The sequence below is a fragment of the Bovifimicola ammoniilytica genome (assembly GCF_025567085.1).
In the GTDB taxonomy this organism is placed as follows: Bacteria; Bacillota; Clostridia; order Lachnospirales; family Lachnospiraceae; genus Bovifimicola; species Bovifimicola ammoniilytica.
In genome coordinates this window covers 1-22386 of the sequence record NZ_JAOQJN010000002.1, presented here as the reverse complement: position 1 = coordinate 22386, position 22386 = coordinate 1, and the positions used below count along the sequence as shown (strand labels likewise).

The 22386-nt window shown below is 34.6% G+C and carries 23 protein-coding genes; 2 read left to right on the top strand and 21 right to left on the bottom strand.

The genetic code is table 11. The features are described from left to right. Positions 1-24: 24 nt before the first annotated feature. The 20 genes from OCV48_RS01915 to OCV48_RS01825 form a co-directional block, all read right to left on the bottom strand. Positions 25-1335 carry a CdaR family protein gene (locus OCV48_RS01915; RefSeq protein ID WP_147591016.1) on the bottom strand — a complete coding sequence of 437 codons (1311 nt, stop codon included), beginning with the start codon at positions 1333-1335 and terminating at the stop codon, positions 25-27. Continuing rightward, positions 1313-2197, bottom strand: a complete 885-nt coding sequence (gene cdaA / locus OCV48_RS01910) for a diadenylate cyclase CdaA (RefSeq protein ID WP_317246802.1) — start codon at positions 2195-2197, stop codon at positions 1313-1315. The genes OCV48_RS01915 and cdaA overlap by 23 nt, the downstream gene beginning before the upstream one ends. 121 nt (positions 2198-2318) lie before the next feature. Then, complete coding sequence (locus OCV48_RS01905; protein ID WP_147591015.1) at positions 2319-3254, bottom strand: hypothetical protein; 936 nt, start codon at positions 3252-3254, stop codon at positions 2319-2321. Then, positions 3232-3705 carry a hypothetical protein gene (locus tag OCV48_RS01900; RefSeq protein WP_147591014.1) on the bottom strand — a complete coding sequence of 158 codons (474 nt, stop codon included), beginning with the start codon at positions 3703-3705 and terminating at the stop codon, positions 3232-3234. The genes OCV48_RS01905 and OCV48_RS01900 overlap by 23 nt, the downstream gene beginning before the upstream one ends. Positions 3706-4109: 404 nt before the next feature. Continuing rightward, positions 4110-5408, bottom strand: a complete 1299-nt coding sequence (gene eno, locus OCV48_RS01895) for a phosphopyruvate hydratase (protein WP_021982778.1) — start codon at positions 5406-5408, stop codon at positions 4110-4112. Positions 5409-5596: 188 nt separating this feature from the next. Next, the gene (locus tag OCV48_RS01890) at positions 5597-5968 is read right to left on the bottom strand and encodes a VOC family protein (RefSeq protein ID WP_021982779.1); all 372 of its coding nucleotides are present in this window, start codon (positions 5966-5968) and stop codon (positions 5597-5599) included. A 21-nt stretch (positions 5969-5989) separates the two neighbouring features. Then, the gene (locus OCV48_RS01885; protein ID WP_147591012.1) at positions 5990-8206 is read right to left on the bottom strand and encodes an ABC transporter permease; all 2217 of its coding nucleotides are present in this window, start codon (positions 8204-8206) and stop codon (positions 5990-5992) included. 3 nt (positions 8207-8209) lie between these two features. Next, complete coding sequence (locus OCV48_RS01880; protein ID WP_147591011.1) at positions 8210-8908, bottom strand: ABC transporter ATP-binding protein; 699 nt, start codon at positions 8906-8908, stop codon at positions 8210-8212. 227 nt (positions 8909-9135) lie between these two features. Then, positions 9136-10110 carry a choloylglycine hydrolase gene (gene bsh / locus OCV48_RS01875; protein WP_147591010.1) on the bottom strand — a complete coding sequence of 325 codons (975 nt, stop codon included), beginning with the start codon at positions 10108-10110 and terminating at the stop codon, positions 9136-9138. Between the two features lie 69 nt (positions 10111-10179). Next, a complete protein-coding gene (locus tag OCV48_RS01870; protein ID WP_317246801.1) occupies positions 10180-10716 on the bottom strand; it encodes an MATE family efflux transporter in 537 nt (178 codons plus the stop codon). Further along, complete coding sequence (locus OCV48_RS13945) at positions 10717-10905, bottom strand: MATE family efflux transporter (RefSeq protein ID WP_317246800.1); 189 nt, start codon at positions 10903-10905, stop codon at positions 10717-10719. Between the two features lie 91 nt (positions 10906-10996). After that, complete coding sequence (locus OCV48_RS01865; RefSeq protein ID WP_262558639.1) at positions 10997-11869, bottom strand: DUF6033 family protein; 873 nt, start codon at positions 11867-11869, stop codon at positions 10997-10999. Between the two features lie 338 nt (positions 11870-12207). After that, positions 12208-12783 carry a hypothetical protein gene (locus tag OCV48_RS01860; RefSeq protein ID WP_147591009.1) on the bottom strand — a complete coding sequence of 192 codons (576 nt, stop codon included), beginning with the start codon at positions 12781-12783 and terminating at the stop codon, positions 12208-12210. A gap of 93 nt (positions 12784-12876) precedes the next feature. Next, complete coding sequence (locus OCV48_RS01855; protein ID WP_147591008.1) at positions 12877-13677, bottom strand: hypothetical protein; 801 nt, start codon at positions 13675-13677, stop codon at positions 12877-12879. 94 nt (positions 13678-13771) lie between these two features. Continuing rightward, a complete protein-coding gene (locus tag OCV48_RS01850) occupies positions 13772-14284 on the bottom strand; it encodes a low molecular weight protein-tyrosine-phosphatase (RefSeq protein WP_147591007.1) in 513 nt (170 codons plus the stop codon). A gap of 167 nt (positions 14285-14451) precedes the next feature. After that, positions 14452-15540, bottom strand: a complete 1089-nt coding sequence (locus OCV48_RS01845) for an LPO_1073/Vpar_1526 family protein (RefSeq protein WP_147591006.1) — start codon at positions 15538-15540, stop codon at positions 14452-14454. Beyond that, complete coding sequence (locus OCV48_RS01840; protein ID WP_147591005.1) at positions 15527-15808, bottom strand: hypothetical protein; 282 nt, start codon at positions 15806-15808, stop codon at positions 15527-15529. The genes OCV48_RS01845 and OCV48_RS01840 overlap by 14 nt, the downstream gene beginning before the upstream one ends. A gap of 140 nt (positions 15809-15948) precedes the next feature. Next, entirely contained in the window at positions 15949-16158 is a 210-nt protein-coding gene (locus OCV48_RS14020; RefSeq protein ID WP_394803217.1) for an integrase, read from the bottom strand. A 279-nt stretch (positions 16159-16437) separates the two neighbouring features. Beyond that, entirely contained in the window at positions 16438-16746 is a 309-nt protein-coding gene (locus OCV48_RS01830; RefSeq protein WP_147591004.1) for a type II toxin-antitoxin system RelE/ParE family toxin, read from the bottom strand. A gap of 3 nt (positions 16747-16749) precedes the next feature. Next, entirely contained in the window at positions 16750-17004 is a 255-nt protein-coding gene (locus OCV48_RS01825) for a prevent-host-death protein (protein ID WP_147591003.1), read from the bottom strand. Positions 17005-17167: 163 nt separating this feature from the next. Between OCV48_RS01825 and OCV48_RS01820 the strand changes: the two genes are divergently transcribed. Continuing rightward, positions 17168-18187, top strand: coding sequence for an IS66 family transposase (locus OCV48_RS01820; protein WP_394803216.1), 1020 nt, complete (start codon positions 17168-17170; stop codon positions 18185-18187). Continuing rightward, positions 18177-18635: an integrase core domain-containing protein gene (locus OCV48_RS14015; protein ID WP_394803215.1), complete on the top strand. Its 459-nt coding sequence runs from the start codon at positions 18177-18179 to the stop codon at positions 18633-18635. The genes OCV48_RS01820 and OCV48_RS14015 overlap by 11 nt, the downstream gene beginning before the upstream one ends. 686 nt (positions 18636-19321) lie before the next feature. Here the strand turns inward: OCV48_RS14015 and OCV48_RS01815 are convergent. After that, on the bottom strand, positions 19322-22386 hold a 3065-nt coding region (locus OCV48_RS01815), incomplete at its 5' end, for a bacterial Ig-like domain-containing protein (protein WP_147591002.1).

The window sequence follows — 22386 nt, the reverse complement described above, 5'->3', positions numbered from 1 at the left end:
ATACAGGCATATTACACTTTTTTATTATTGACTTATATCTTGGGTATTACTTGTATTTTCAGTACTACCAGTAGATGCCGTCGTTGTTTCACCATTATTGTTACTGTTATTTTTTGTTATTAAAACATTTACTCTGACTTCTGAAACTACACGTAATCCTTCAGGTAATGTGAATTTTACAATTACTTCATTATTTCCCTCTACAGTATTCTTCAAATCCACATATGCATTTAAATTATTAACATTAAAACTATCATGATATTTCTGTAAACCTGACAATGTTATATTAATACTCGACTGAACTATTTCTGCCGAATATCCATCTGGAATGTTATTCTTATCAATCTCGCTTATTGGTATTCTGTATGTGCTTGTAACAAGTTTCTCTATTTTGGCTGTTACATTCATAGTTGAATCATTTTCGCTACACAGGAACACACCGCTTGGCAGCTGTGCTGAAACATCTACCGAAACTGAAATATCCGAACTTGCACCTGAGATATTAATTAATTCGTCTGGAAAAACTATGCTCTCTATCTGTTCTGCTCCAGGTCCTGCTATCTTAAGAGTATTCTTTTCTCCAGTAACTTCAACTAATTCATATCCATCAGCTACCGTACCTGTTGTTCCAAACTTAAGTGGCACTTCACGCACCGGATATACCTTTGCTGTATAATTAACTGTATCTGTATCAGTTTTAACATTAGATTTCATATCTGCTAATGTACCTGTCGCTGTATAATACTTTATATTAAGCTGTGTTGTAAAATCTCCGGTATGACTTGATAAATCGACATCTGCACCCACATGTTTTATCTGGTTAATCACAGATTCCGGTGCTGAAACCGTTACTGATGACGGTTCAATGCTTTCCTTTCCCAGATAATATGAAGACGTGAGTCCACTTGTCTGATTAATCTCTATCTCATAAGTCTTCGTTACTATATTCTCAATCTCTAACTTCATCGACATAGTCTTCTGCGATATTTCACAGTCTTTATCATACTTAGAATTTCTAAATTTCACATATATAGGTACCGCATCAACATTCGATTTCTCACTAAATGGTGCTTCGGCTACGAAATCCTCTTTGCTCATTTTATCTACTTCTGACCTTGGCCCTTTTATTGTTACTGTCACTTCTTTACCTGACAGAATAGTATATACCTGATTCTTCTCGGTAATAACTTCTTCATCTAATGTTGTTACAGGTATTCCCTGAATAGTTCTTGTAACTTCCGGATCATCGATATTCACCACAATGAGCCAGAATATTACAGCAAAAAATAATGATAATAACTTGTATGCAATATTATTCGTTAATATCTTTTTCATTGTGTTTTCTTCCCTTCCATATTTTAAATCTCTTTGAATCTACGGTTTTATTCTGTAATGCAACAAGCTCGCTCTTAAGATTCTCACCATCAACATTTCTAATTAATTTTCCACCTTCTGCCACTGAAACCTTACCTGTCTCCTCTGAAACAATAATTGTAAAACTGTCTGTGGTCTCACTGACACCGACACCTGCTCTATGTCTGGTTCCAAGTTCTTTGCTAAGTTCCATATTATCCGATAATGGCAGATAACATGTGGCTGCTACGATTCTGTCTCCCCTTATAATAACTGCACCATCATGTAGTGGTGTATTATGTTCAAAAATGTTTATCAAAAGCTGGTTACTTATCTCTGAATCTATTGCAATTCCTGTTCTCTCATATTCAGTAAGACTGATTTCTTTCTCTATTACAATTAATGCTCCTGTCTTGTGTTTTGCAAGTTCATATGTAGCTTTTACTAATTCCGTAATCGTTCTGTCACTGAATCTCTCATTTGTATTCTTCGAATCATCAAATGTAAATATATTATTGATAAAATTCTTTCTTCCTAACTGTTCTAAGGCTCTTCTTAGTTCAGGCTGAAATACAATTATTGCCGCAATAATACCAACATTTAATGTTTTATCTGCAATCCATAATATTGTATTAAGATTAAAGATTGCTGCTAATAATACAAATACAATAAGAATAACTATACCCTTGAATAATGTCCAGGCTCTTGTATTCTTTATCCATATCATAATCTCATATATTAAAGCTGCTATGATTACTATTTCAACTATGTCGGTAACACCGACTTTAGGTATCGTTATATATCTTTCAACAAATGACACAACATTCTGGATAACTTCTTCCACGTAATCACTTCCTCACAAAACTTCGATTATTTCTTTTCTTTAATTTTTTATATTTTTCTTCTTCAAGTATTACTGATTATTTTCTAATTATCTTATTTTTCAGATTATTTTATTCCTTTGATTATTTCATCTTCTTAACATTTATACGCTTTACCTGTACATCTGATGCTGTAACTTTTATCTTAGGTACTGCCTTGACATAATAGTAATAATCGTCATCTTCAAATTGTATATACTCTGTTCCCGAATAATCTACTGCAAGTACAAAGTACTGTAATATATAGGATATTCCTATTGCCAGAAGCCCCATTACAGCTACCATCCATATAGGATATATACCATCAATATCAAATATATATGTTGCACATACAATTATAATTAATTCTAAAATTCCGCCAACAATTATGCCTATCTGCATTGAATGGTCTATAGATAAACGTTTAATCCCATATACAACAAGCGCTGCTAATACAAATGCAAGAATTATAGCAAACATTTCCTTATTAGCTAATACATTTCTTAAAAATGAACTTGCCTTATCTACACCTGAAGCCTTGCTTCCATCGGCTATAACCTCACTTCCTGCATATTTCATTATGAAAAATATTATTGTACCAAATACCATAGGTACAATCGCTGTCATAGATAATCCAACTCCTATAACAAGTGGCATTAAATATGGTATTCTTAATAAAAATACTATTGGCATAACGAGTAATACATAACCATATCTAACCGAAAATCTGAAATAAGCAATATACATTATAAGGTATATAACTAATGCAACTAATGCCATCTCTGCTGCTATTCTATATATATTCACTATCAACAGTAATGACATTAAAAACACTATTACATTGACTGGCAACAACGAACAACAAGCTGCTATAATTATAGCTAACACAGAGTTATTTAGTATCCCGCCAATACCTAAATAATTATTAATCATCAAGACATATGTAAGTGCCAATACAAATCTTATAACCGGCAATATATACGTTGAATGTGAACTATATAATTTTCTTATTTTTTCCTTAAAAACCAAAAGTTTTGTCATCAGAGTCTGTTCCTCCTAATTTTGTTTCGCTTTTACTCTTTTCTTCTCTTTTGTAAACCATATATAATTCTTTTAAATTCTCTGAATATTCTACATTCATATCATGCATCTTCAGGTATTTTATAGAATAAACCACATACGAAATAAGCATATATATAATAAATGTTATAACATATATAATAAGAATCTTCTTACCAAGTGTAAATAAATTCATAGATACTATGTTCTTCGCAAAAAAATCCACCTTATATATTACCCACAATATCAGGCACAACATAAATGCCAATGTTATGGTTATGGCTGTATTAATCATTTTAAGTCCAACATAATCTTTCTTATAATACTTGTTGCTCTTAATTGATTCCTTGCCCTCTCCCTGTTCATATATTGCTAACTTCGTCATAAGTCTTATCTTTTCTTCGTTAAGCATTATCTTCCATATTCCTTTCACAAAAATATCCACAATCTGCTTATCTGTTGATTATATCATAGACAATGCAATTAATCTATTAAATTTTTTTTACGATTAAGACAGATATATCATTTTCCAGTTGCTGACTTATCTTCCAATACTATCATATTGCAAATATGTTACAAAATTGTTACGATTCATTTGTCATTAGCTAAGACAAATAAAAGTATTCAATAAAAAATAAAGGAGGATATTAAAATGTGTTTTAAGTTTATTTCAAACTGTAGCGATTTATGGAACTATATCCGTAATTGTTTTGGTTGCTAATATTATATAATGTGTATTTCAACAGGAATTTCCTGGTAAATAATAAAGACCAGTTGGTGTAATTCCAGCTGGTCTTTATTGCTTTATTATTGCTTTACTATATATATTTTATATTATTATTTAACAACATTGAATGCGTTGATTCCAGGATAAACCGCGCTATCGCCTAATTCTTCTTCGATTCTGAGTAACTGGTTGTACTTAGCTACACGTTCTGAACGGCTTGGCGCACCTGTCTTAATCTGGCATGTGTTAAGGGCAACTGCTAAATCAGCAATTGTTGTATCTGCTGTTTCACCTGAACGGTGTGAGCTTATAGCTGTATAACCTGCCTTATGTGCCATCTTAATGGCTTCAAGTGTTTCTGAGATTGAACCAATCTGATTTAATTTGATTAATATAGAGTTACCACAACCAAGTTTGATACCCTTAGATAATCTCTCTGTATTTGTAACGAATAAGTCATCACCTACTAACTGAACTTTGTCTCCAAGTTCTTTTGTAAGCTTCTGCCATCCTTCCCAGTCTTCTTCATCTAATGCATCTTCAATTGAGATGATTGGATATTTCTCAACAAGATTCTTCCAATGTTCAATTAAATCGTCAGATGTGAATACTGTTCCGGCTTTAGGTAATTTGTATTCGCCTTTCTTTCCTGTTTTCCATTCTGAGGATGCTGCATCCATAGCAATCATAAAGTCTTTCTCAGGTTCATAACCTGCTTTCTTAACAGCCTCTAAGATTGTTTCGATTGCTTCTTCATCAGATTTTAATGCCGGAGCGAAACCACCCTCATCACCAACTGATGTAGCAAGTCCTCTTTCTTTAAGAATAGATGCAAGTGCATGGAATACTTCCGAACACCATCTTAAGCATTCTTTGAATGATGGTGCACCAACAGGCATAATCATAAATTCCTGAACATCTAATCCTGATGATAATGCATGACATCCGCCATTAATAATATTCATCATAGGAACCGGCAACCTGTTACCACTGATGCCACCAAGGAAACGATAAAGAGGAATATCAAGTGATATTGATGCTGCTCTTGCACATGCGATAGATACTGCAAGAATTGCATTTGCTCCTAATTTAGACTTGTCCTTTGTTCCGTCTGCATCTATCATAGCTTTGTCTACTGCATAAATGTCAGATGCATCCATTCCAGCTAATGTATCATTAATAATTGTGTTGATATTTTCTACTGCTTTTTCAACACCTTTTCCTAAATATCTATCTTTCACTCCGTCGCGAAGTTCAAGTGCTTCAAATTCGCCTGTAGAAGCTCCACTTGGTGCTGCTCCTCTTCCAACTGTTCCGTCTGCTAATACTACTTCAGCTTCTACTGTTGGATTTCCACGCGAATCTAATATCTCTCTTCCTATTACTTTTTCAATTTCTAAATAATTCATGGCTTTCGCTCTCCTTTCAGCAATTCAAGGTTCTCCCTCCGGAAAATGAAGTTTTCCGGTAAACAAATTCAGCAGTTTTGTTTATAGGGAGTCCTTTATGATTTACACACAAGTTAGTTATGTCTAACTCGTTATGTATTATATCTTATTATTGCCTAAATAACAAGCATTCTATATGAGAGGTTTTATCATTTTCTTTCAAATAATTCTATCTGTTCACCATTAATTCCTTTGATAAAAGCTATCCTTGCTTCTACCTTATCATTAAGTGCAAGAGCAATATCTTTAGGATAGACATGTGGTGCTGCTCCACATTTAAGCGCCTTTTCGAATAAATTATCTACATTATCACATTCAATTGCAATATGTTTAAAAGCACCGTCTCCAAGACTCTCTTCATTAAATATTTCCAAAATATCGTCACCTACCGACAACCAGCAGGCATCAGTCTTAGTCTTAAAATATCCCATTTCCTTTGCATCGAATATTTCCTTATAGAAATTAATTGTCTCTTTGAATTTCTCTGTGTATAAAGCTATGTGCGCAAATCCTTTAATCACTTTTTCTGCCTCCAGGTATTTTTATTCTCTGTTATCCTTAAGACTTTCCACCATATTTACCTTATTTACTTTACGTCGTACTAATATAAGTGAAACTACATAGCACAATGTTACAATTACAATTGTAAGAATAAAGTTTCCAAAACTAAATGTAGACTTATAGTAATTGCCCTCAAGCTGTGAAAATACTCTGAACACAATAACCATTGCAAGATATCCTAATCCCATACCAACTGCAATTGAAAATGGAATAATAAAATGATTAACATTTATTACCATTCTGTTTATCTCTTTGTCAGTAAGTCCTAATACCTTAAGCATAGATATGTTATGGCGGTTCTCAGTCAATAACATATTAACAGATACATATAATGCTGATACACATATTATAGCACCGATTATGATAAGTGCATATATAATACTTCCCATTTCGTCCATAACTGTCTGCATCTGTTCTTTTATATCATCTGATGTGATTGTCTTAGAAACCTTGTCACCAATATCTAATTTTTCTTTAGATAAGAGGCAGTTATACACATCATCTTCTATTCCCATAATTTCTCTTACTTTGTCATTTCTTCCAAGTATTAATTTCTGGCTGTCATTATCAATAATACCCTCAATCACAACTGAATATTCTTCCATTGTATAAGGATTTTTAAATTTTACCGTATCGCCTGCTTTTATTTTATAAGCATAAGCCATTACATTACTGATATAGAAGCCTTTATCAAGGTCAGCCTTTTTACCATCTTTAGTATTCGTATTCATAAGTGAAACATCTGAATCAGCACCCATTAAGCTAAATGTTGCATCTTTATATTCATAATTTCCAACAATAAGTTTCTCTGCATCATCATATTCTTTTGTTTCAAGCGAATTGAGGATATATTCATATTTGAATGTTCCTATATTACCCATTCCATTATCCGCAATATCATTAAAAGTATCAATAAATGTGAATCCAATTGTAATAATAAATGCACCAAGTGCAGCACCTAAAAATACGACAAATGTTCTTCCAGGATTGCCAATCAGACTTCTTACTGCGAATTTATTCTTAACCTTGCTTTTAGAATTAACCATAACTCTTTTAGTTTTCTTTGATTCATCAGCATTTCCGTTAAGTAAGGTAACTGTATCTTTCTTTAACAACTTATTTACTTTCTTAATTGCTGCTAATGCATATAATAATGTAGGAATTACTATACCAAGAATAGCTGCAAATATTGGCAAACGGAATTTAACAGGCATAGGCTCGTAATCCGCAAGCCCAAGTTCACCATATGGCTGCTGTAATATCTTAGTTATTATTGTTACAAGTATTCCACCAGCAACTCCCGGAATCACGGCAAGTATAGCATAATGTCTTACTAACTGGCTCTTCTTATATCCAAGTGCTGTAAGAGTACCTATCATTTTCTGTTCATTCTTAACTTTTCTGCCAATTATAATCGAAATGAGTGCAACAGTAATAAGTGGAAGTGTTACTAAGAATACATATGCCATAACAATAAACATTACAGCCTGGTCATCTACCATTGTAATTCTCTCATTATCATCTTTTGATAAATATGAATTTACTTTATATTCATCATTAATATATTTTCTAAATGCTGTACTGTCACTATTCTTATTATAGATAACTTTGTACTGACACGCATTAGAACCAAGTGCATCATAAGCATCATCGGTCATATATGCTAAGAAAAATGATGTAATATTCTTATAGGTGTCATCTGCATTTTCAAGCATATACAGATAATCCGGTCTCAAGAAGAAGCCTGTGACTTTGTAACTCTTACCTGCAATTTCTATGCTGTCACCTAATTTCACATTCATATTCTGTGCATAACCTCTGGATATAACTATTTCATCATCATTTTCAATATCTTTTCCGTCAATTACTTCATACAAATCAATCTTATGACTAGCTTTAAATACTCTTACTTTATAATCATCTTCACTGATATTTACATAATGTTCTTTCTCAAATGTAATGTTATATTTATCTTCTAACTTCTCTATTTCTTCATCAGGAATCTCTAAATATGTAGTAAATGTCGCATCTTCTAATTTATTCCTGTCAAAGAATTTGTCACCATAATCTTTAATTCCTGTTCCTGCTATATAAAAGAGGAAAAACATCAAAAGGGCAACTGCAGTAAGTACAATTGATGCAATATAGAACGAAAGATTGTCTTTAATATTTCTTATGTATCTCTTATTTAATGTCATAATTTACAACTCCAATCCGTCTGCCTTTTTCTTCGTTGCATTTTCCTTGCACAAATCAATACGACCGTCCTTAATTCTGATTACCTTATTCGCCATATCAGCTATTGCCTCATTATGTGTAATAATGATTATAGTAGTTTTAAACCGCTCATTAACTTTCTCAATGAATTTAAGTACACTACGTGATGATTTAGAATCAAGCGCACCTGTCAATTCATCACAAAGAAGTAATTTAGGATTCTTAATAAGCGCTCTCGCAATTGCCACTCTTTGCTGCTGTCCTCCTGATAATTCCTTAGGAAAACGTCTACGGTATTTGCTGATGTCAAGCGCTTCTAATACCTCATCAATATCCATAGGATTCTTAGAAATATCTGAAACCACCTCTATATTCTCCTGAACTGTTAAATCAGGAATGAGATTATAGAACTGGAACACAAAACCAATATCCTCTCTTCTGTATTCTGTCAAATCTTTCTTATTGGCGTTACTTATATTTCTACCTGAAATTGTAATTGTTCCTGAATCTAAGGAATCAAGTCCTCCTATCATATTTAACAGGGTACTCTTTCCTGAACCCGATGGTCCAAGAATTACATAAATCTTTCCCTCATCTAATGATATGTCCACTCCGTCTAATGCATTTACCAGTGTTTCCCCACTACCATACTGTTTTCTGGCTCCTTTAATATCAATAAACATCTTTAAATCTCCTTTATCTTTTTATTTCAACATATAAATCAATGGCATCTGAATCTCATATGTCACAATCCTCATATCTTATCGAGTTATATATGTCATATTTTAGTTAGTTTTCTCTAACTTTAGTTATAATAATATCACTCTATGCTTCTATCCGCAAATAAAAAATCAGGTAATTTAAAGAAAAAAAATTGCACATTTTTACCAAATGTGCAATTCATATATCATTAATTCTGCCACATAATCTGTCCTTTTGTAAGTAAAGGATATTTAATAAGATTACTTCCGTCTAAATTCTCTCTATTCATATCTACTGCTGAAATCTGGCTGTTATCATATGATGTGTAGTAATAGATACCCTTATTTGCATTACAGCATGATGTATATAAGGTTATCTCATATTTGCCATCTGCCACTTCACAGCACCCTCTTTGCTGGTCAACGGAACCTAATATATGGAAGAACTGGCTTACGCTTTCCTCCTCTGAATCACTTGAAATCGAATTCAATTTTGTAAATGCAACCCTTGCAAATCTCGATGTCGATGATAAATCTCCCGGAAGCCCGATTGCTCCCATTCCTCTGCTATATTGCTGTAAATCAAGCACTTTCGAAAATGTATTGTCTGGCTGCTTTGATGATAAACTCATATATTGATTCAATAGAAACATCTGCTGTGGAAATGGTGGGTTATTCGTAAGAACACCCGCTTTATTATCATATATTTTCAAGCCTTCCTTAACACATTCAACCGTTATCGCCTCATTTTCGTCGGCTATAATCCAGTGTAGCTGTGCTGCCGCAAATACTTCATTAAACTGCGTTCCTACAAGATTCATTTTATCTAATAACTTACGTGCCTCATTTACAGTCGCACATTTACTTAATATCCATGGAATAAATTCAAACTGGGCCACGTTCTCTCTCGAATCATCAATCTCTTCGTAGACTGCATTTCCAACGAAATTAAGTCCCGCCATACATAAGCCCTTTTCATTAAATGCATCGTAATAAAGAGGATACTCATCTGCAACGTGTGCCATTCCAACCATTGCATAATGAGTCTTTAACTCACCCATATGTCTGAAATTAAATACATAATTTCTCGGTGTGACCGTTATCTCGTCTCCATAGGAAAATTCATAATCTAAAGTTCTTCCAAAATAAAAATCTTTTGTCTTATAAGTTGCTGCTGTACACATATAAATTCCTCCATAATTATGCTCATATTGTAGCGGTTTCAAAGGTCTTTCACTCACCTATACGCATGCTCATATTTTTTTAGACCTTTTGACCCTGGCATCATATAAATATATTATTATTCCTGTAAAATCTGCTAAAAACCAGCCAATCGGTATGGCTGCCCATATACCTGTAACTCCGATAAATGAAATTCCCGACAATACATATGCTAAAATCACTCTTGTTCCAAGTGAAATAACTGTTAATATTACTGAAACCATCGGGCTGTTAACTGCGCGGTAATAACCATATAGCATAAATAAAATGCCAATTCCTATATAAAATGCACCCTCTATCCTTAAATAGTGTACCCCGATATTTATAATATTTGTCTTAAATGCATTTACAAATATTGCCATAAGCGGCCTTGCAAAACACGCAAGACAATATAGCATATATATCTTCATTCCACTTTTCACATTATCAGGAACATTCATTATATTAAAAATTTCATTTATTCCACAATATGATATAAGCATTAATATACCTGTCAATGTCGCAATTGTTACAAATGATGTGTATATTCCATTTCTTATCAAATCTTCTCTTCTTTTTCCAAATGCCATTTAAATAAATGAACTGCTTCCAAGACACAAGCCTATTATTATGGACATCAAAAAGGTCATCAAAGTATATGATGACCCTACTGCCGCTAAAGCATTTTCGCCGATATATTTTCCAACAACCCATGTATCAACCAGATTGTAGAGCTGCTGCAACACATTTCCAAGCATTAAAGGTATCACAAATGCCATAACTTAGTTGTAATCTTTCCCTCAGTCAAATCTAAATTAGCCGAATTATTCATTTGTAAATCTCCAAATTTTCAAATGATTAGCTGTACAGTTAAATAGAATAGTCAAATCTCTGACCGACTTTCTTCTCTGCATCAGTTCTTACATTATCACTCTTATAAAGCTGGTTATAATCATCTATCTTTCTCAAAAGCTCGTCAATAGATGATGCCGTAATAGTAATTGTATCAGAATCCCCGCTCACATTTATATCATCTGAATCAACTCCTGATGAATTCTTTGCTGCATTATTTTCACGACTCTTTTCTAATCTTTCCTGCTTTGCTGCCTTATCAGCCTTTTTCTGCTCTTCTTTCTTCTTAGCCTTATTCTCTGCTGATTTCTTAGCAATACGCTCTTTCTGTGCTTCACTTGATTTCTCAAGAACTGCAAAATATGAGGCTGTTCCATTATCATTAACCTGCATACCATAGCCTTTTACACTTGCTCCACTGCCTGCTATCTTACTTCCGAGTTGTGAAATGCCACTTGCTGCATTTGCAATGATGCCCTCATACTGCTTACGGAACTTCTCGTCCTCAGCCATTCTCTCTATCTTCTCTTCATCAATTAGCACGACCATCTTATTTGCATTAGCATAACTTCCTGCCTGGCTCTTAGCCTGCTCTTTCATATCAGCACTTACTAAGATAAAATCCATATTAGAATATTTCTTCTTAAGTGTCTCATAATATTTTGCCGCTTTTTCAGATAATTCAGGCGTGCCTATTGTCTTTCCACTTACTTTAGTCTTCTTAACTGTATCTGATGCACTTGTTTCAGCAGTCGATGCACTGTCATTAACACTACTATTATTACTCATCTTTGCTGACTTATTAGCAGCTCCTTTATTATTCATATTTGAATATGCTGCTACTCCATTAGCTATTGTTGATACATTTGAATCTGTAAATATATTACTCATTTTTCATTCCTCCTTGAATGTGTAAATAAATAAATTAAATAATAAAGAAAGAAAGCATCATCCATTTGAATCATTAATAAATTCCTTTTCATTATATATTCAATTGTTTTGGCTGATTCTGAACTCAACCTTCTAATATATTTATCGTACAGATGGATAGAATAGTTAACCCTATTATAAATAAATTCAAATAGAAGATTGTGTAACAAAGTATATTAAAATCATTTTAGAATAAGCTAAATCAAATTATTTTAGAAGCTATTTTCTAATATACTTATATAAATATATTCACTTAATTTATGTATACACAGTTTATATGACTACTCTTAAACACTTTATCATTCTTTAATTATTCTCTTTACCTTTTTCTTTATTTCCTTTAAATATTTGTCATATCTATATTCACTTATATTTAGTTCTTTTCTAATCTCACTATCGCTCCATCTATTAAAACGATATAGAAAAATTTTCTGCTCTACAGTTGATAATTCATTGTATATAGCTTCAGCCATAGCCATATTAATTGCATAATTGTCTACAAATTCTATGTAAATATTACACTCTAGAACTATATTGCAATTATTATCTTCCGTATAAGATGTCCTAAAATCATCATAACTTATAATACCACCTATCGGACATCTTTTCTTACGATTTAATGCTCTCCAATAATTACTTTCGCCCATTTTAAGTGTCATTATACATATTGCTTCAAAATTATATTTTTTCCTTAATTTTTCATTTTTAAGATATTTTCTTACTGCCAACATATAATATTCACCTAATGCCGATCTCATCTCGTCCTTATCTTTCAACTTTCTGGAATTCAAATATTTATCCATTAAATAATAATTCTTATCTGCAAAATCTTGTTCAAAATTATCGAATGGCTTGTCTAAATATTTTGATTTCATAATTAAAACCTCCTATTTTAAATTTTTTTTAATTATAATTTATGCAGTAAATACTATATTTATGACATATTTTTTATAATTCTTTCATTTTTGTCAATCTTTTTCATCCATATAATCATCCCAGTCATCTTCTGCATCGCCATAATCATCATATTCATCCATATTGTCATAATAGTAGTCCTCCGGATCATCATAATCATCCATTGAATCATATGGATTATAACTGCCTGAATGATAATTCTTATTTGCATTTTTCTTTGCTTTTAAATATTCATCGTACTTTTCTCTATTATCCGTTACCCACGTTACCATACCATTTACGCATTTTGCACTGAAAATTATAAAATCACCATCTTTAAAATAATAATTCTTTGCATAAACTATCTTTTTATACTTTTTATTCTGACTATTCAGATATTGATTTTCAACACTTGTATGCGTTCCTAATTTCGTATTATCTATATCTTTTTCATACATTCCTACAAATGGAACACCATTTTTCACCTTATTTTCATATTTTCTTTTTTCTTTATCCTTTTCTTCTACGTAATCATCAACTTCTGAATCTATCTGTTCAATAAATTCTTTCTCAATACGTCTCTGCTTTTTAGATAAGATATTCAAATTAACATTACTCATATAATATTTTGCCATATCAATCTCACCCCTGCCATATAAAATATGTGCATTACATATTTCCCGCAACTTCTCACTTTCTCGAAATTCGTCTAATTCTAAATCAAATAATATGTCATTTGCTTCTGAATAATTTCCCTTTTCCATCAGCTTCTCTGCCTTTGAGTATTTAATATTATTCGATACAACAGGATGTAAAATTGCTATAATTATTACTACAACAACTATTATAAGCTCTATTTTAAGTACCTTTCTCATATATTTTCTCCTTGACATAAATGCTACCCACTTTTGTTTCAAAACTAATAAACCAATTGATAAAAATCAATAAATGTATCTATTATTAATATGATTATATCATATTTTTATCTTCTAAATATTTCAAAAAGCCCTCACATCCATCATATACATCTCTATAGGTCTCATCAAACCGGTTACTGTACCATGGATCAGTTATTGACTGGCCTCGCCTCTTAGGATTAAACGAATAATCTAATAGTAATTGAATCTTATTTTCCGTATCTTCTCCGGTAATACAAATCGTATTTCTTATATTCGCCGAATCTGCACAAAGCAAGTAATCATAGTATTGATAATCTTCCTTTCTTACCTGTCTTGCTCTCTTATTTGCAAAGTTGGTATATGGAGTGTTGCCAATATTATGTTTCTTAAGCTCTGCCTGTGCTGGCGGATAAATAGGATTACCTCTTCCATTCCAAATTTCTTCGGTGGATGTTGCCGCCGATGCTATTTCAAATTGTTCTTGTATGCCACGTTTTTCTACCATATCCTTGAGGACAAATTCTGATATTGGTGAACGACAGATATTGCCGTGGCAAACCATGAGAACACGTATTTTTTTCATAGTACCTCCTAAATAGCGCAGTTTACCAAGCTTTTGCCCTGGTTTGCACTCTTAAATTTTCTTTTATTTCTTGTACAGATTTCGGTCAAAAATGCAAAAACTGACAAGATATCGTAAGGTGTGAACCTCTATCGTAGTAGGAACGTAGTAAAAATGGTGGGTGGTTACTACGCTAGAATGTCTGGTAATTCAGGAATACATCTTTTTGCATTAATATATGCAATGATTCTTCCAACCTCAGTAATAGAAAAAGAACCCTCTATTGAATTCCACCATTCATGTAATTTTTTTAAGGAATCATATGAATCGAACCGTAAAAAGAATTTCTCTTTGACTTTAGTTTTTAATTCACTGTTATCATCATATAATTTTACAATTTCTTTCAATATATCAACTTCTTTTTGATTTATCGGTCTCGATATCTTGTCGTTAATGATAGATAATTGACTGATTGCATCTACATTTCGTATTTCTAACTTTACGTAATCTTGCAAAAATTCATTCGCCACTAAAATATTATTACTCAAGCCAACCGTTTGAAGTAATTGAGTAGCTTTAAAATAATCAGCAGAATCTCTCTTTATTCCAACAGCTACATATCCATCTAAACTATTAGCAATGATTTCTTCTATTTTATTTACACTACTAAATGGAGTAATCCTGATTGTTCCCAGGATATCTAAATGATCCATCCAAGAATCTCCTACTGGTAATTTTTCATAAATAAGTTCTTGATACATCTGATTTAATATGCTTATACCCATTTCTACGTTTCCGGTTACAGGCAAAAAAGCTCTTGTAACAAATGCTATTGTTAAAGCACATAATGCATCATTATCTATAAAATCAATAATCTCTATTGCTTTATCTATTCCGACTCGCTTTTTTCTGTCATTTCCTTTTTGAACATGACATATCAACAATTCTGTCAACAAGTCATAATCACTCTCTCGTTCAGTGACTGCCGCCTTATTCTGTGCCTTCCTGAGTAATACATGAAATGCTGGATCTGCAAAAGAAGGTAACAATCCCTCCACTTTTTCTAAACGAGGCATTATTCTTTCTTCTAACTTGTTTACCCTTTCATTAGCAGTCTTGTACGCTTCCTGCGTATAATTTGCTAATGCCTGCGGAATCATTTCATCAAAAACAGCTCTTGCTCTTTCTTCGGTTATACCTGAATTTATAGTTATATTACCAATTTGATACTGTTGTGCTTCTTTTCCAGCTTTTTGTACCTGATTAATCTCTTCCATTCCCAATACCACCTATCTGTGTTTGTTTTGCGTTATTCTTTGCTTTTTGTTTCATAATTACATTTGTATTGTGATTTGATTCTGTACTGTCAAATGTTTCTGCCATTTTAATTATTTGTTTCTGCTCTGCCGAATTTTCTGCTTTTTGATTAAGTTTTACTGTATGATGAATTCCTACTTTATAGCCAGTGAATCCTCCTATAATCGCACCTAGAACAAGCGATACTATGGTAGATCCAATTCCATCAAAAAACCATTCATACCACATATTCATATACCTTCTTTCTATTATAAAGTAAATAAGCCAGGCATAATCGCCCGGCTTGGTTCCAAATACAATATTGTTTCTGGCAACTCTGTTATTGCCTATTCTACTACAAAATCACAATTTCGGCAACTTGATTCCTGTCAAATCGCCTTAAACATTTTCTGCGTTACATTCCACTTTCCTTCTGTCTTATCAAGCTCATTCCTTGCCTTCTTCAAATATTCCAGGTGCTTCAATTCATCTTCGGCATCTTCCAATCCCAAATAGGTGTATGTGTTAAGCGTAACACCTATATCACTATGTCCCATCAAGTATTGCAGTGTCTTCGAATTCATACCAGCTTTCGCCATATTACTGCAGTAGGTATGCCTGCATATATGCGGCGTGATATTGCATTTGCACCCGGTAAATATCATTGTATTGGCCAACCATATGATTGAATCGATGCTGCCAATGCATTGCCACAAACGGCATTCCCTTCTCATCCAGAAAAAGGAAACCGCTGTATCCATCTATCCTTACTGCTCTTTCTTCTAATAATCTAGGATTAATTTTTCAACAGTATACTTACCACTTCCATATACGCATTATCTTCAGCAACTTATCACTCTATATTCATCTATACACCATTAGACACTCTGTTTTACATAATTTTCAACATCAATCATTCTAATCTTCATCCCAGTAATCTTCTGTCTCCTGAGATGTTGTTCGTATTCCAAATAATGTTCTGTATATACCATCAGATAATCACATGGTACACCTATTGCCTTTTCTACTGATATTCCAGACTGTTCAAATCTCTGTAACCGTCGAATCGTCTGCGTCATATTTGACACAACACGTTTTGCTACATCTGCGTCATAATTTACCGTTACATCACGTTTGATATTACGCAATTTCTGCGCCGCATCCGGTGAGTATTCTAATCTCTTCAAATTCTATACCACCAGTTCTTTTTCTAAATCATCTGCTGAAATCCATCCCTCTTTATTCGCACGCTCCTCAGAGCTTTTCAGTTTTGAAGACAATGTATATGCAGCTCGATATCTATCAAGCTCATCAATCTCTGCCATTGTGAGGATTCCATACTGGCCGTGTCCATTACGTGTTAAATATACTCTATTAGACACATCAACTTCCTTTAATACTTCTGTATAATTTCTAAGATCCGATACTGGTTTAATGTTTGGCATAACAATTCCTCCATTTCACATATGGTAGTGTCAAATTTACTACCTTATTTTTTATTAAAAACCTTTATTTTAGGGAGTTTGCAAATAAAAAGAGCATTTACCTCCCTTTTTTGATATAATGTCATCGTTCAAAAATCCATAATACCAGAAAGGATAAATGCTAATGGACATTATACTATACTTATTACATTACATCAAATACCAAAATAAAATTATTGGTCAGTTATTAAACTTTATCTGCAGATACATTTCTCTTAAGCAGTGGGCTTTTGATGATTCCCATTCTCCAAAATATCAGAAGTTTAAAATTGATGAACTTCCCAAAATCATATCCTTCAAGCAGGATTGTGAATGGACTGACCTCATTTCCTACTACAAACAACGCTATAACAAAACCATCAAACCCGTCTTTCGTCGTGGTGAATGTGATATTCCAGAGGACTGCAACTTTTACCTTTGCAATGCTCCATTCCAATATCTTATATGGAATGATGGCAAAAAGAAAAGCCAGCTTCTTTGTAAGATATGCCAGAATCGTTTTGCACCATCTGATAAAAGTCGTTTTTCAAAAACTTCTGTTTTGAGATGCCCTCATTGCTCTCATACACTGGTTCGCAAGAAAGACCGTAAACACTTTATTATCCATAAATGTGTTAATCCCAAGTGCCCTTACTATATCCACAATCTTAAGAAGGTTGATAAAGAGCATCTGAAAGAAGAATATGGCAAAAACAAATACAAACTCCATTACATCTATCGCGAATTCACGATAGATTTCTTTAAGATTGATTTAAACTCTCTGCCTAAAAATGCTTCTTCTCTAAAATTCAACAAGTTTGATTCACACATAATGTCTCTTTGTCTTACACTGCATGTTAATCTTGGATTATCTCTTCGCAAGACAAAACAGGCTTTAAAAGACCTTTACAACATCAACATTTCACATCAGACCATTGCCAACTATTGCAAAACTGCAGCTATATGCGTTAAGCCTTTTGTTGACAACTATGATTATGGTGTTGATAAAACATTTACAGCAGATGAAACATACATCAAAATCCGTGGCATAAAGTCCTACATCTGGTTCATTATGGATGCCGCCAAACGTTCCATCATTGGCTATCAGGTATCTAATAATCGGGGGTGTTGGTCCCTGCATCCTTGCAATGCGTATGGCATTTAAACATCTGAAAGAAATACCAAAAGACTTTAAATTTATTGCTGATGGATACAGTGCATATCCTCTTGCTGCACAACAGTTTTTCCGTGAATCAAAAGGTAAAATTAACTTTGATATTACCCGAGTAATTGGACTTACCAACGACGATGAAGTCTCAACCGAATTCCGTCCCTTTAAGCAGATGATTGAACGACTAAATCGTACATACAAAGCATCTTACAGAACTACTAACGGATTTGATAACATCGACGGTGCCAACTACGACCTTGCTCTCTGGGTTGCCTACTATAACTTTTTAAGGCCTCACAAACACAATAAATACAAAGTTCTCAATAAAGTTAACGAACTGTCCAATGCTAACAATATGCCCGGTAAATGGCAGTTGCTTATCTATCTTGGACAGCAGACAATACTAAATCTACAAAAAGCCGAAGGCTCTAACTGTTCTTAGATTCTGAACCCGAGGCATAATAAACAGCCACCAGAATCTTTGATTCTGGCTATGCCCTTGATGGTTCAAACAAAACTGCTACACTGCTGTGAGCGACGGAAAAAGAACTAACTGTACTCTTCATCTTCACCGTCGGCAATCGCGTTACAGCAGTTTTTGTTGTGCTGTCAAGGGTGGCGTCACTCATTAAAAGATTAAATATCTGCAATTTTCAAAGTTCACTTGAGCTTTTTTTTGGCTTATTTTTTTCATAACTTATTTGACACTACCTTATTATATTTACTTTACATTATTTTTACATCATCTCTCTTCCGGCTGATCAAGTTGTGCCTTAACCTTTTCCTCATCACAGACTAATGCATTATTCACAATAAAACTCGCATAGCCATGTGCAAATAATAACTGTTATATTTTGTTATCAAATATCTCTCAAGCCCTTGAAAACACAAAGTTTATCGCAGGTGAACCTCCCCTTAGACTTTCCCTTGTGTTATATCGTCCCATACGAGTTTACAAACTCTGATAAGGGAAATAATAAGGGAAATAAAATCTTATAAAGCAGTATAACACAAAATAAAACTAGCATGGTAAACTGATTGAAATGCTTCCATCTTAAAAGGGATAACCGAGCACAACCCGGTTATCCCTTTTATGAAATTACATGCCGTAAGTCTTAACGCTGCATATTATTCATCATCTTTTTTTCTGCGTACACTTAACAATGCAGGCAGACTGGCAAGTGAAGCAGCTAATAATGTCACCCAGAGCATTGGATGGCTGTTATCGCCAGTCTGAGGTGCTGTTATCTGCAGGCTGTCATCTGCATTATTTTCACTGTCACTGCCATTAGTTTTCTTGTCATCAGGTACATCTACTGGATTACTATTTGGATTATCATTGCTGTTGTCTTTACTACCTTCATTATCTGATGTATTCTTGCTTACCTTAAAGCTTGTAACTGCGGAGCCATCTACCCATACAATTTCAAATGAATGTGTTCCGACAGAAAGTGTTTTCAGGTAATCTGCCTTTAAGATAATAATCGTTGAACCTTCTTTTGCGGTGTAGTTCTTTGCATCAATTATGCCTCCATCTACTTTTACGCTTTCAAATTTAGAAAATTCTCCATTTCCTATGATAGTGATGGTTTCGTCTGTATTCTGCTTCCACTCACTGTCTGCACCGGATATAATTTTATAAGATGTCGGAGCTGCATTTACCTTTATGGTAATATCCTTTGTCTTTGTTACGCCATTCTTAGTATATGATACTGTCAGTATCTTATCTCCATCCGCTGACATATCTATTGCGAATACATTGGTTGTATAATCCTGCACAGGTTCACTGTATCCGTCTGCATAGTACACAGTGACTGCAAGGTCATCCACATTCAGGGTATCGCCTGCTGTATACGTGGTCTTTGTCTTTGATGCTTCAATCCGCTCAGGAGCAAGGGCTGTATTGTGGGTAATCTTCAAATTACCATTAGCCATTGTGATATCATAGTTGGCTGTCACATCCACACCTGCAGCACTTTCAATCTTCACACCACTTACGGAGATTGTTCCATTCTCTGTACGATCTGTTGTGCTTGGTGTAAGGGTTATTTCTTTAATGCTGTCACCTGTAATGAGTCCATCCTCTGATACGGTATACAGACTTTGGTTAATATCTTTACCCCAGACAATATCCTGTTCCTGTGCTGTTATGGTAACAGGCTTTTTATTTATGGTTACTGTCTTTGAACCCTCAACGGTAGTATAGTTATCCTTCGTAATCCGATAGTATACGGTATACGTACCTTCATTGCTAAAAGAAGGATTATCACTGCCGTAGGTTATGCCATCGGTGCTATAGGTTACGGCTGCTCCTTCAGGATTGGTCACGCTCACGCTGATGCTGTGTGGCTGTCCGTCATAGGTTGTGCTGTAATCCGTTGCCGTATACAGGATGGTTCCGTTATCTACCGTAAGAGTAACTGTTTTCTCTCCTGCCGCAAAGATTCCGTTTGCTACAGTACTTACCTTAATCTTAAAGGTTCCTGTCTGGGTTACGGTAAGTGTTGTACCCGAAAGCGTGCCTTTTCCGGTTCCGCCATTCGTTCCAGTAACAAGTGTATACGTTGCAGCTCCTGCATTATTGTCGATGCTAAAATACTGTGATACATCAACGGTTTCACCTGTATATGTTATACTGCTGTCTGTTCCGGTGATGGCGACAGGGGTTGCGGCTTTATTCTTAACCGTAATCGTGCCTGTGATATTGCCTGTACTTGTATCATAGCCCTGACAGTTAGCAGCGTTATAATTCGTCAATGCAGATTCAGGGATTGTCCACCTAAAGATGTTCTCTGCTTCCGGCGTTTTGTCATAAACTCCTCCGTCACTCTCAATGGTCCATGTCACAGCCATATCTTCTGTAGTTGGTGACGTTGTTCCTTCAAATGTTACTGTTGCCGTCTTTCCAAGCTCCGTGTTCGTTCCGCTTATAGGCGTTGTATCATATCCATCATAGCCATAGTAAGCTGTAAATGTATTATTTTCCGGTACTGTCGGCGCAGCTACACTTTCTATCTTTCTCTTGTCTGTTGTAAATTCTTTGGTTACTGTCAATGTATCATCTGCAGCATTCTTTGTAACACTCGTTGCGGTATTGCCTGATACGGTAGCTGTCACATTATCTGCAAATTCGTAGCCTGTAGCTGCTGTAAGTGTAATGCTTGCCGTGTATCTCGTATTATATCCCGCTGTGGTATCACTTGGTGTCCATGTAATCTGTGGTGTGGTGCTTTTTACACCTTCTGTTGTACATGATGCTTCGGTATCCAAAGCAGTATTAGACACCGGAATATCAATATCTGTAATTGCTACTGATGTGATACTTATTATGTCAGTTGCATTTACCGCATAAGTCAGATTACTGGTACTGTCTGTAGTTTCCAGCCAGATTTTGCAGGCTGATAAATCTATATCTGATGTCAAACTGAGTGCTGACTTAATATCTGAAGCATTTATCGTCTCTGTTCCTGTAATCTGTTTACTGTAATACCAGTCATTTGTTCCGTCATTGCCCTGTACGACAAGTGCCACGGTTTGTGATGTGGTACCCTTCACCACCTTAATATCACCTGTTGTGGTGTTATATGTTACTGTACCAATATCCTTACCTGTTCCGTCCAGTCTTAAAGTCATCGCCGCACTGTCTGTTATCTTTTCCGATTTTGTATCAGATGATGCTGCTGTCGCAGCAGATGCGAAGAGAACAGATGACAGATCCAGATTGGAAGCGGGCTGAACAGGGCTCCCGGAGTCGATGTCGACACGGCCGAGGATGACATAATAGCCCCGATCCGCGCACAACGCAATGTCACCACTACCACCGTAAGGCGAGCGCAGCCAGAACCACTCTCCGTTCCTCAAGTAACTACTCATGGCAAGTACTGTACTGTCATCGGTTCCTGCCCACAAGTATTGGTCATTATCATAATCTCCCTGTAACGCATACAGTTTGTCTGTGGTGGTATAGGTTACACTACTATTCTTCGTATCCTTCGTTGTCACTGTGGTGGCATTCATCAAGCCCTGCTCGGCTGAGGTGAAGTAGGATGTATTCGTAGCCATACCCTGCAGTGTATCACGAAGTTCACTTGCTCCGTAGTGATTTGTGTATACTTCTGTTATAGTCGCTTCACTATAAACACAATCTGACCATAGATTTTCATCATTCTTATTGCTTATGTCTGAATTAAACT